This window comes from Cupriavidus ulmosensis (genome assembly GCF_977008105.1).
On the sequence record NZ_CDRMWP010000002.1, the window covers coordinates 112,686 to 124,047 of the forward strand.

An 11,362-nucleotide genomic window follows, 5' to 3' on the forward strand; every position below is an offset into this window, starting at 1 on the left:
CAATACTAGGCCACGGCCGCAAGCAGCGGGAAGGGCCAATCGCCGCCCCCGGCATGGCGCCACGGCAGCACGCGGGCCGCGCTACGCCCCGCTCCACGCCTCCTGGTTGATCGCCGCGGCGGCCGCGCGGCGCGGCGCCTGCGTGCGCGCGAGGTGTTCCAGCGCGGGCTCGATCACCTCGGCGAGCTTGTGGAAGGCCGGCGCGATCTGGTCGTCCGGCACGCAGGCGTAGCCCAGCAGCAGGCCCTGGCTGGCGGCCCGGGCCGGGTCGGCGAAGTAGCGCGACAGCGGCCGCGTGGTCAGGCCCTGCGTGCGCGCCGCCATGCTGATGCCGAGGTCGTCGGCGCCGGGCGGCAGGTGCAGCACCATGTGCAGGCCGGCCTCGTGCGTGGAGGTCGGCCAGTCCGCGCCCAGGCGCGCGGCGATGGCCTCGCGCAGCAGGCCCTGGCGCTGCGCGTAGCGCTGGCGCACGCGGCGGATGTGGGTGGCGTAGTGGCCTTCCTCGATGAAGTCGGCCAGCACCGCCTGCTGCATCAGCTGGCCCTCGCGGAACAGCTCCGACAGCCCCGTGGCGAAATGCGGCGCGAGCGGCTTGGGCAGCACCATGAAGCCCATGCGCAGCCCCGGGAACAGCGTCTTGGAGAAGGTGCCCATGTAGATCACGCGGTCGTGCTCGTCCAGGCCCTGCAGCGAGGCCAGCGGCCGGCCCTCGAAGCGGAACTCGCTGTCGTAGTCGTCCTCCACGATCCACGCGCCGCGCTGGCGCGCGTATTCGAGCAGCATGCGCCGGCGCGACAGGCTCATCACCATGCCGAGCGGATACTGGTGCGACGGCGTGGCGAAGATGAAGCGCGGCGGGTTCTGCAGCGTGACCGCGTCGGGCGCGATGCCCTCGCCGTCCACCGGGATCGGGATGGTCTCGATGCCCGCGCTGTTGAGCAGGCTGCGTGTGCCCCAGTAGCCGGGGTCTTCCATCCATGCCTTGTCGCCGGGGTCGCCGAGCAGCCGCGCGATCAGGTCGATGGCCTGGTGGATGCCGGTGGTCAGGATGATCTGCTCGGGCTCGCAGCGCACCGAGCGCACCAGCCGCAGGTGCTCGGCCAGCACCCGGCGCAGCGGCATGTAGCCGCCGTTGTGCGCATACGTCAGCAGTTCGGGCTTGGGCGCGCGCCAGTGCTTGTTGAGCAGGCGTGCCCAGACAGCGTGCGGAAACAGCGAAACGTCGGGCACGCCCGCGACGAACGCGCCCCATTGCCGGTCCGATGCACCGGAATGCGACACCAGGTGCTGGCCGCGCCGCGACAGCGTGAAGCGGTTCGGGTTTTGCTGCGCTGCGGGCACAGTGATGGTGCCACTTTGCGCCCTAACGTTGTGCAATGCACTATGGTCGGGAAAACTCTGCGACACGAAGGTGCCACTTCCGCTCGATGCGGTGACGTAACCCTCCGCCAGGAGCTGTTCGTAGGCATACAGCACGGTGTTGCGCGAGACCCCGACCTCCTTCGCCAGGAGCCGCGACGCGGGCAGCTTGCTACCCGCAACCAAAGACCCAGCAAGGATTTCCTGCCGAATGATCTCGTAGAGCTGGCGGTTCATATGCGCGCCGTTCTTGTCTTCCGCACCATCGGCGGGGCTTTCCAGACGCTGCAGCAGCAGCTCCGACAAAATGGTCTCTTTCAAAGTGGCACCGGCTAAAAAGCGAAACATGGACCTACCGATGGTACCAATGATCGGCTAACTTTCGATACATCTTGTTGGGTTCGTCGTTTTTTTGAACGACGTCTTGCCGATTCGGCTGATTCGATCCCCCTCCGGAAGCGCCCCCCTCGCGCATGCCGGGCCAGTCAGTGGAGCCACCATGCAACGTCCCGCCGGCAGTGCCGCGATTGCCGCCACGCCAGATCTTCCCGCGCTCACAACCGATGCCATCGCCGCCGCCGTGCGCGCGCTCGAGCCGTACATGGTGCGCACGCTGTCGGATTTCGTGGCGGCGCCCAGCCCGTCGGGCCAGGAGCAGCCCGCCGTGGCCTTCATGGAAGGCGCGCTGCGCGAGCTCGGCCTGGCGTCCGAGCACATCTACCTGCGCAGCGAAGCGCTCAAGGACCTGCCGCTGTTCTCGCCGCCGTGCTGCCCCGACGGCGGCCGCTACAACCTGCTGGCCACGCACCGGCCCGCGGCGAAGGGCGGGCGCTCGGTGCTGTTCAACGGCCACCTCGACGTGGTGCCGACCGGCCCCGAGTCGATGTGGCGCCAGTCGCCGTATGCGCCGTTCGTCGAGGACGGCTGGCTGTTCGGCCGCGGCGCGGGCGACATGAAGGCCGGCATCGTCTGCACGCTGGCCGCGTTCAAGGCGCTCAAGGACCTCGGCGTGCAGCCCGCCGGCGCGGTCGGCTTCAACTCCGTGCTGGAGGAAGAGAACACCGGCAACGGCGCGCTGGCCACGGTGGCCGCGCTGCGCAGCGCGGTCGGCGCGGGCAAGCTGGCCTCGTTCGACACCGTGGTGATTCCCGAGCCGTTCGGCGAAACCCTGATGAGCGCGCAGATGGGCGTGTTCTGGATGTTCGTCGATCTCACTGGCCACCCGGCGCATGCCGCCTACATGTCCAGCGGCGTGAACCCGGTCGAGGCCGCCATCGAGGTGATCGCCGACCTGCGCCGCCTCGAGGCCGAGTGGAACCTGCCGCAGAACCGGCCCGCCGCGTACCGCGACCACGCGCACCCGGTCAATTTCAACATCGGCCAGATCCAGGGCGGCGAGTGGAATTCCTCGGTGCCGTGCACCTGCACGCTGGGCGTGCGCATCGGCTTCTTCCCGGACATGGATGTCAACGACGCCAAGGCGCGCGTGGCGGACTGCGTGCGCGCCACGCTCGCGCGCCTGGCCAGCAACCTGCAGCTCGGCATCCGCTACGAGGGTTTCCACGCGCCGGGCTGCGAGTTCGACCTGGAGGTGGCCAGCATGCAGACGCTCGCGGCCGCGCACCGGAAAACCACCGGCGAGCCCGTGCGGCACGAAGCCTCCACCGCCACCACCGACGCGCGCCATTTCCGCATGATGCTGGACACGCCCGTGACCTGCTACGGGCCGGTGGCGCGCAACATCCACGGCATCGACGAGTCGGTCTCCATCGAGAGCATGGTGCGCGTGGCCACCACGCTCGCGCAGTTCATGCACGACTGGTGCGGCGTCGAGCCCGCCGCCGCCTGAGCCACCACGCAGTCACCGCAGCCGCAGCAATCGTCTTTCGTACCTTCCGTATCCGCAGAGCACGATCACTACCACAGGAAACTGACCGATGAAATCCTTCACCCAACACCTGAAAAAGAGCTTTGGCAAAAGCCTGGTGTCGATGGCGCTGGCCAGCGCCGGCCTGGCCCTGGCGCCGGTGCTGCTGCCCGCGGGCAGCGCCGCCGCGCAGACCGTGGGCGGCACCTTGTCCGGCATCGTCCAGCCCGAGCCGCCGATCCTGGTGAGCGCGATGAACTCGCAGGCGCCCACGCAGTACATCGCCGGCAAGATCTACCAGGGCCTGCTGACCTACGGCCCGGACCTCAAGCCGCGCCCCGAGCTGGCCAAGTCGTGGAAGATCTCGCCGGACGGCCTGACCTACACCTTCGAGCTGCAGCAGGGCGTGAAGTGGCATGACGGCAAGCCGTTCACCTCGGCCGACGTGGTGTTCTCGATCGACAAGATGCTGCGCGAGGTGCACGTGCGCACGCGCGCCGTGATCAACAAGTACATGGACTCGATCCGCGCGGTCAACGACAGCACCGTGGAGATCAAGCTCAAGGAGCCGTTCCCGCCGTTCATCTCGATGTTCGAGACCGGCACCATGCCGATGATGCCCAAGCACATCTACGACGGCACCGACTACCGCAACAACCCGGCCAACCAGAAGCCCATCGGCACCGGCCCCTTCATGTTCAAGGAATGGAAGAAGGGCGCCTACATCAAGCTGGCCAAGAACCCCAACTACTGGAAGAAGGGCAAGCCCTACCTGGACGAACTGGTGTTCTACGTGATCCCGGACTCGGCCTCGCGCGCGGTGGCCTTCGAGAAGGGCGACGTGCAGGTGCTGCGCGGCGGCGACGTCGACAACGTGGACGTCAAGCGCCTGCGCGCGCTGCCCAACGTGGAATACACCACCAAGGGCTGGGAGATGTTCGCGCCGATGTCCACGATGCTGATGAACGAGCGCAAGCCGCCGTTCAACAACATCAAGGTGCGCCAGGCGGTGATGCACGCGCTCAACCGCAAGCTGATCGTCGACAACATCTTCTTCGGCATGGGCAAGCCGGCGGTGAGCCCGTTCTCCTCGAGCACGCTGTTCTTCGACAAGAACATGCCGGCCTATGACTTCAACCTGAAGAAGGCGCGCGACCTGATCAAGGAGTCCGGCGTCAACGTCGGCCAGTACCCGGTCAAGATCCTGTCGACCTCCTACGGCGCCAACTGGGACCGCCTCGACGAGTACGCCAAGCAGATGCTCGAGCAGCTCGGCTTCAAGGTCAGCATCGAATCGGCCGATGCCGGCACGTGGTCCAGCCGCGTGAGCAACTGGGACTTCGACCTGACCGTCACCTACACCTACCAGTACGGCGATCCGGCGCTGGGCGTGGAGCGGCTCTACGTGACCAAGAACATCGTCAAGGGCACGCCGTTCGCCAACGTGCAGGGCTACAGCAACCCGCAGGCCGATGCGCTGTGGGCCCAGGCCGGCGTCGCGCTGGACGCGGGCGAGCGCCAGAAGCTGTACAGCGAGGTGCAGAAGATCCTGGTGACGGAAGTGGCCGCCGGCAACCTGTTCGAGCTGGAGTTCCCCACGCTGTACCGCAAGAACGTCAAGAACCTCGTGACCACCGCGATCGGGCTGAACGAGTCGTTCGACAACGTTTCCATCGAGAAGAACTGAGTCGTGCGTGACGGGCGCGCGCGTGCGGGGCGGCGCAGCAATGCGGGCGCGATGGCGCCCGGACCCAGCTTTTGCCCCGCGTGGAGCATGCCGTGAATTTCCTCTCTTTCCTGTTGTCCCGCCTGTGGAAGGCCCTCGTGGTCGTGCTCGGCGTGGTCATCATCAATTTCTTCCTGATCCGCATGGCGCCGGGCGACCCCGCCACCGTCATGGCGGGCGAGGCCGGCGCCGGCGATGCCGCCTTCGTCGGCCAGCTGCGCCAGCAGTTCGGGCTGGACCAGCCGGTGCTCACGCAGCTCGGCATCTATCTCAAGGGCGTGGCCAGGCTCGACCTCGGCTACTCGTACCGCAACCACCTGCCGGTGCTGGACCTGATCCTGGACCGCCTGCCGGCCACCATCGTGCTGATGAGCGGCGCGTTCGTGTTCTCGCTCGTGCTCGGCGTGCTGCTGGGCGTGATCTCGGCGCGCACGCGCTACGAGAACAAGCGCCGCTGGGTCGACAGCGCGGTGATGAGCGGCGCGCTGCTGCTGTACGCCACGCCGCTGTTCTGGCTGTCGCTGATGGCCATCATCCTGTTCTCGGTGGTGCTGGGCTGGCTGCCCGCGTTCGGCATGGAGACCATCGGCGCCGGCTACACGGGCCTGGCGCGCGTGCAGGACGTGGCGCTGCACATGGTGCTGCCGACCATCTCGCTGGGCTGCTTCTTCATGGCGGTGTACGTGCGCCTCACGCGCGCCTCGATGCTGGAAGTGATGGGCATGGACTTCGTCAAGACCGCGCGCGCCAAGGGCGTGCCGGCCGGGCGCGTGATCCGCGTGCACGTGCTGCGCAACGCGCTGCTGCCGGTGATCACGTTCGCCGGCATCCAGCTCGGCCAGATGGCCGGCGGCGCGGTGCTGACCGAGACCGTGTTCTCGTGGCCCGGCATCGGCCGCCTGATGTTCGACGCGCTGCTGCAGCGCGACTACCAGCTGCTGCTCGGCATTTTCTTCGTGACCTCGGCGCTGGTGGTGTTCTTCAACCTGGTGACGGACATCGTCTACCGCTTCATCGACCCCCGCATCGCGGTGGGCGGCAAGGGAGCCACGGCATGAAAGCCTTCGCCCGACGTTATGCGCGCAACTACGGCGCGGTGATCGGCCTGCTGGTGCTGCTGGCCGTAGTGGCGGTGGCGCTGCTCGCGCCCGTGCTGTACGAGGACTCGCCGTGGCTGATGGTGGGCGAGCCGCTGGTGCACCCGTTCGCCGACGCCGCCTATCCGTTCGGCACCGACATGCTGGGCCGCGACATCACCGCCGGCATGCTGTACGGCGCGCGCGTCTCGCTGCTGGTGGGCGTGATCTCCACCGGCGTGGCGCTGGTGTTCGGCATCCTGATCGGCTCGGTGGCCGGCTACTGCGGCGGCCGCGTGGACGACGCGCTGATGCGCTTCACCGAGTTCTTCCAGACCATCCCGCAACTGGCGATGGCGGTGGTGATCGTGGCCATCTTCAACCCGACCATCTACTCCATCGTGGCGGCCATCTCGGTGGTCTCCTGGCCGCCGGTGGCGCGCCTGGTGCGCGGCGAGTTCCTCACGCTCAAGCAGCGCGAGTTCGTGCAGGCCGCGGTGGTGATCGGGCAGAAGCCGCTGCGCATCATCCTCACGCAGATCCTGCCCAACGCCATGTCGCCGATCATCGTGTCGGCCTCGTTCATGGTGGCCACGGCGATCCTGACCGAGTCGGCGCTGTCCTTCCTGGGCCTGGGCGACCGCAACATGATGAGCTGGGGCTTCATGATCGGCGCGGCCCGCACCATGATCCGCGAAGCCTGGTGGATGAGCGTGTGGCCGGGCGTGGCGATCCTGCTCACGGTGCTGTCCATCAACCTGATCGGCGAAGGCCTGAACGACGCCATGAACCCCCAACTGCGCCGCCGCGGCGAGTGAGCCAAAGGATGCCGCACATGCAATCACCTGACCAGAATTCCGCGCCGGCAGCCGCGCCGCTGCTGTCCGTGCGCGACCTCACCATCGCGCTGCCCGCCGGCGGCGACCGCCCGCACGCAGTCAGCGGCGTGACCTACGACCTGCACGCCGGCGAGATCCTGTGCATCGTCGGCGAGTCCGGCTCGGGCAAGTCGATGAGCGCCAACGCCATCATGGGCCTGCTGCCGCCCTACCTCAAGCCGCAGGGCGGGCAGATCCTGTTCAAGGGCCGCGACCTGCTGGCGCAGGACGAGAACACCCTGCTGTCGATGCGCGGCAAGGACATGGCGATGGTGTTCCAGGAGCCGCTGTCCGCGCTCAACCCGGTGATGACCGTGGGCGAGCAGATCGCCGAGGTGATGCGCGTGCACGGCGCCTATCCGGGCGAGGCGCGCAACCGCCGCGTGCTGGAACTGCTGGAATTCGTCGGCCTGCCCGACCCCGCCACGCTGACCCACAGCTATCCGTTCCGCCTGTCCGGCGGCCAGCGCCAGCGCGTGGTGATCGCGATGGCGCTGGCGCTCGAGCCCGCGCTGCTGATCGCCGACGAGCCGACCACCGCGCTCGACGTCACCACGCAGGCGCAGATCCTGGCGCTGATCAAGCGCATCCAGGCCGAGAAGGGCATGGGCGTGATGTTCGTCACGCACGACTTCGGCGTGGTGGCGGAGATCGCCGACCGCGTGGCGGTGATGGAAAAGGGCGTGCTGGTGGAGATGGGCACGGCGCAGCAGGTGCTCAACCATCCGCAGCATCCCTACACGCGCCGGCTCATCGGCGCCGTGCCGCACGGGCGCGCCAAGGAGCGCCAGGCGGACGCGGCCGAGACCGTGCTGGAAGTGCGCGACCTGCGCAAGACCTACGTCTCCGGCGGCGGCCTGTTCAGCAAGAAGCGCGTGGTCAACGCCGTGGACGGCGTGAGCTTCCGCGTGCAGCGCGGGCAGACGCTCGGCATCGTGGGCGAGTCCGGCTCGGGCAAGTCCACCATCGGCAAGTGCCTGCTCAAGCTGACCGGCATCGACGGCGGCGAGCTGCTGTTCGACGGCCAGGACATCGCGCGCCTGTCCGAGCGGCAGTTCCGCCCGCTGCGCAGCGACGTGCAGATGATCTTCCAGGACCCGTTCGCCTCGCTCAACCCGCGCCACACGGTGGGCCGCATCATCACCGACGGCCCGGTCGCCAACGGCGTGCCGCTGGCGCAGGCGCAGGCGCGCGGGCGCGAGCTGCTGCAACTGGTGGGGCTGGAGCCGTCCGCGTTCGACCGCTATCCCAACCAGTTCTCGGGCGGCCAGCGCCAGCGCATCGGCATCGCGCGCGCGCTCGCGCTGGAGCCCAAGCTGCTGGTGGCCGACGAATCGGTCTCCGCGCTCGACGTCTCGGTGCAGGCGCAGGTGCTCGAGCTGCTGGCCGACCTGCAGAAGCGCCTGAACATCGGCCTGATCTTCATCACGCACGACCTGCGCGTGGCCGCGCAGATCTGCCATCACGTGATCGTGATGCACAAGGGGCGCGTGGTGGAGTCCGGCCCGCCCGACCAGATCTTCGACGCGCCGCGCCACGAATACACGCAGCGCCTGATCGCCGCGGTCCCCGGCAAGGAATGGGACCCGACCCTGATCCGCGCGGCCGCCTGAACGCGGCGCGCACCAACCTGACATCAAAGACGGAGCAACGACAGATGAAGAACGCCGAACTGGTTCGCCGCAAGGACGCCGCCACCCCGCGTGGCGTGGGCGTGATGTGCAATTTCTACGCCGAGCGCGCCGAGAACTCGGAGATCTGGGACGTGGAGGGCAAGCGCTACATCGACTTTGCCGCCGGCATCGCCGTGCTCAACACCGGCCACCGCCACCCGCGCCTGGTCGAGGCGATCCAGCGCCAGCTCGGCCGCTTCACCCACACCGCGTACCAGATCGTGCCGTATGCCAGCTACGTCGAGCTGGCCGAGAAGATCAACCAGCGCGCGCCGGGCCGCTCGGCCAAGAAGACCGCCTTCTTCACCACCGGCGCCGAAGCCGTGGAGAACGCCATCAAGATCGCCCGCGCCGCCACCGGCCGCCCCGGCGTGATCGCGTTCTCGGGCGGCTTCCACGGCCGCACCATGATGGGCATGGCGCTGACCGGCAAGGTGGTGCCGTACAAGGTCGGCTTCGGGCCGTTCCCGGGCGAGGTGTTCCACGCGCCGTACCCGTGCGCGCTGCACGGCGTGTCGGTGGACGACTCGCTCAAGGCGCTGCAGCACCTGTTCAAGGCCGATGTCGATCCCAAGCGCGTGGCCGCCATCATCTTCGAGCCGGTGCAGGGCGAGGGCGGCTTCAACGTGGCGCCGCCGGCCTTCGTCAAGGCGCTGCGCGCGGTCTGCGACGAGCACGGCATCCTGCTGATCGCCGACGAGGTGCAGACCGGCTTCGGCCGCACCGGCCGCCTGTTCGCGATGGAGCACTACGAGGTGGCGCCGGACCTGACCACGATGGCCAAGAGCCTGGCCGGCGGCATGCCGCTGTCGGCCGTGTGCGGCCGCGCCGAGGTCATGGACGCGCCCGCGCCCGGCGGCCTGGGCGGCACCTATGCCGGCAACCCGCTGGCGGTGGCCTCCGCGCTGGCCGTGCTCGACGTGCTCGACGGCGAGCAACTGATCCCGCGCGGCGCCGCGCTCGGCCAGCGCCTGGTGGCGCGGCTGGAAAGCCTGAAGTCGCGCGTGCCGCAGATCGCGGAAGTGCGCGGCCTGGGCGCGATGGTGGCGGTGGAATTCCGCCGCGCCGACGGCTCGCCCGACCCCGAGTTCACGCGCGAGGTGCAGAACCGCGCGCTCGAGCAGGGTCTGCTGCTGCTGTCGTGCGGTGTGTACGGCAACGTGATCCGCTTCCTGTTCCCGCTCACCATCCAGGACGCGGTGATGGACGAAGGTCTGGACATCCTGGCCGACGTGCTCACGCGCTGACACCGGGCCGCATCCGCGCACCCTCCGGCACATCCACACCAACATAACGAGACAGAACATCATGCAACTCAAGGATTCCAGCCTCCTGCGCGCGCAGGCTTTCGTCGGCGGCCAGTGGCAGGACGCCGACAACGGCGCCACCTTCGCCGTCACCAACCCGGCCGACGGCGCGCTGATCGGCACCGTGCCGCTGATGGGCGCGGCCGAGACGCGCCGCGCCATCGAGGCCGCGCGCGTGGCGCAGGCCGCGTGGCGCCGCAAGACCGCGCGCGAGCGCGCCCAGGTCATGCGCGCCTGGTACGACCTGATGATCGCCAACGCCGACGACCTCGCCGTGCTGATGACCAGCGAGCAGGGCAAGCCGCTGGCCGAGGCGCGCGGCGAGGCGCTCTATGCCGCCTCTTTCCTGGAATGGTTCGCCGAGGAAGCCAAGCGCGTGAACGGCGACGTGCTGGCCACGCCCGCGGCCGACAAGCGCCTGCTGGTGGTCAAGGAGCCGGTCGGCGTGTGCGCGGCCATCACGCCGTGGAACTTCCCGCTGGCCATGATCACGCGCAAGGCCGGCCCCGCGCTGGCCGCCGGCTGCGCGATGGTGCTCAAGCCGGCCGAGGACACGCCGCTGTCCGCGCTCGCGCTGGCCCTGCTGGCCGAGCGCGCCGGGCTGCCCGCCGGCCTGCTCAGCGTGGTGACGGGCGACGCCGCCAGCTCGATCGAGATCGGCGGCGAGCTCACCGGCAGCCCCGTGGTGCGCAAGCTCAGCTTCACCGGCTCTACCGAAGTGGGCCGCATCCTGATGCGCCAGTCGGCGCCGACCATCAAGAAGCTGTCGCTGGAGCTCGGCGGCAACGCGCCGTTCATCGTGTTCGACGACGCCGACCTCGACGCCGCCGTGGAAGGCGCGATGGCCTCCAAGTACCGCAACGCCGGCCAGACCTGCGTCTGCGCCAACCGCCTCTACGTGCACGACAAGGTGTACGACGCCTTCGCGCAGAAGCTGGTGGCCGCGGTGGAAAAGCTCAAGGTCGGCCACGGCCTCGAGCCCGGCGTGCTGCAGGGTCCGCTGATCAACCAGGACGCGGTGGCCAAGGTCGAGCAGCATATCGCCGACGCCGTGGGCAAGGGCGCGCGCGTGCTCTCGGGCGGCAAGCGCCACCGCCTCGGCGGCACCTTCTTCGAGCCGACCGTGCTGGCGGGCGTGACGCCGGCCATGCTGGTGGCCCGGGAAGAAACCTTCGGCCCGCTCGCGCCGCTGTTCCGCTTCGGCAGCGACCAGGAAGTCATCGACATGGCCAACGACACCGAGTTCGGCCTGGCCTCCTACTTCTACAGCCGCGACATCGGCCGCGTGTGGCGCGTGGCCGAGGCGCTGGAGTACGGCATGGTCGGCATCAACACCGGGCTGATCTCCAACGAGGTGGCGCCGTTCGGCGGCGTCAAGCAGTCGGGCCTGGGCCGCGAAGGCTCCAGCTACGGCATCGAGGAATACCTGGAAACCAAGTACCTGTGCATGGGCGGCGTGGATCGCTGACCGGCACA

The 11,362-nt window shown here is 68.7% G+C and carries 8 protein-coding genes; 7 read left to right on the top strand and 1 reads right to left on the bottom strand.

Annotation, left to right across the window (positions count from 1 at the left end; translation table 11 throughout):
* Positions 1-81 precede the first annotated feature (81 nt).
* Positions 82-1,680, bottom strand: coding sequence for a MocR-like pyridoxine biosynthesis transcription factor PdxR (gene pdxR / locus ACWTPI_RS20470; protein ID WP_454732553.1), 1,599 nt, complete (start codon positions 1,678-1,680; stop codon positions 82-84).
* A 178-nt stretch (positions 1,681-1,858) separates the two neighbouring features.
* Here pdxR and ACWTPI_RS20475 point away from each other — a divergent pair, with 178 nt between their 5' ends.
* The 7 genes from ACWTPI_RS20475 to ACWTPI_RS20505 all read left to right on the top strand — a co-directional run bounded on the left by ACWTPI_RS20475 (position 1,859) and on the right by ACWTPI_RS20505 (position 11,354).
* Positions 1,859-3,208, top strand: coding sequence for an ArgE/DapE family deacylase (locus ACWTPI_RS20475; protein WP_020202430.1), 1,350 nt, complete (start codon positions 1,859-1,861; stop codon positions 3,206-3,208).
* Positions 3,209-3,296: 88 nt separating this feature from the next.
* Entirely contained in the window at positions 3,297-4,913 is a 1,617-nt protein-coding gene (locus ACWTPI_RS20480) for an ABC transporter substrate-binding protein (RefSeq protein WP_020202431.1), read from the top strand.
* A gap of 92 nt (positions 4,914-5,005) precedes the next feature.
* On the top strand, positions 5,006-6,010 hold the full coding sequence (locus ACWTPI_RS20485) for an ABC transporter permease (protein ID WP_020423742.1): 1,005 nt from the start codon (positions 5,006-5,008) through the stop codon (positions 6,008-6,010).
* Positions 6,007-6,846: an ABC transporter permease gene (locus ACWTPI_RS20490; RefSeq protein WP_020202433.1), complete on the top strand. Its 840-nt coding sequence runs from the start codon at positions 6,007-6,009 to the stop codon at positions 6,844-6,846. The genes ACWTPI_RS20485 and ACWTPI_RS20490 overlap by 4 nt, the downstream gene beginning before the upstream one ends.
* Positions 6,847-6,854: 8 nt before the next feature.
* A complete protein-coding gene (locus ACWTPI_RS20495; RefSeq protein WP_454732554.1) occupies positions 6,855-8,519 on the top strand; it encodes an ABC transporter ATP-binding protein in 1,665 nt (554 codons plus the stop codon).
* 44 nt (positions 8,520-8,563) lie between these two features.
* Positions 8,564-9,826: a 4-aminobutyrate--2-oxoglutarate transaminase gene (gene gabT, locus ACWTPI_RS20500; RefSeq protein WP_020202435.1), complete on the top strand. Its 1,263-nt coding sequence runs from the start codon at positions 8,564-8,566 to the stop codon at positions 9,824-9,826.
* 61 nt (positions 9,827-9,887) lie between these two features.
* Positions 9,888-11,354 (top strand): NAD-dependent succinate-semialdehyde dehydrogenase, encoded by a 1,467-nt coding sequence (locus tag ACWTPI_RS20505; RefSeq protein WP_020202436.1) that lies wholly within the window; start codon positions 9,888-9,890, stop codon positions 11,352-11,354.
* The last annotated feature ends 8 nt before the right edge of the window (positions 11,355-11,362 follow it).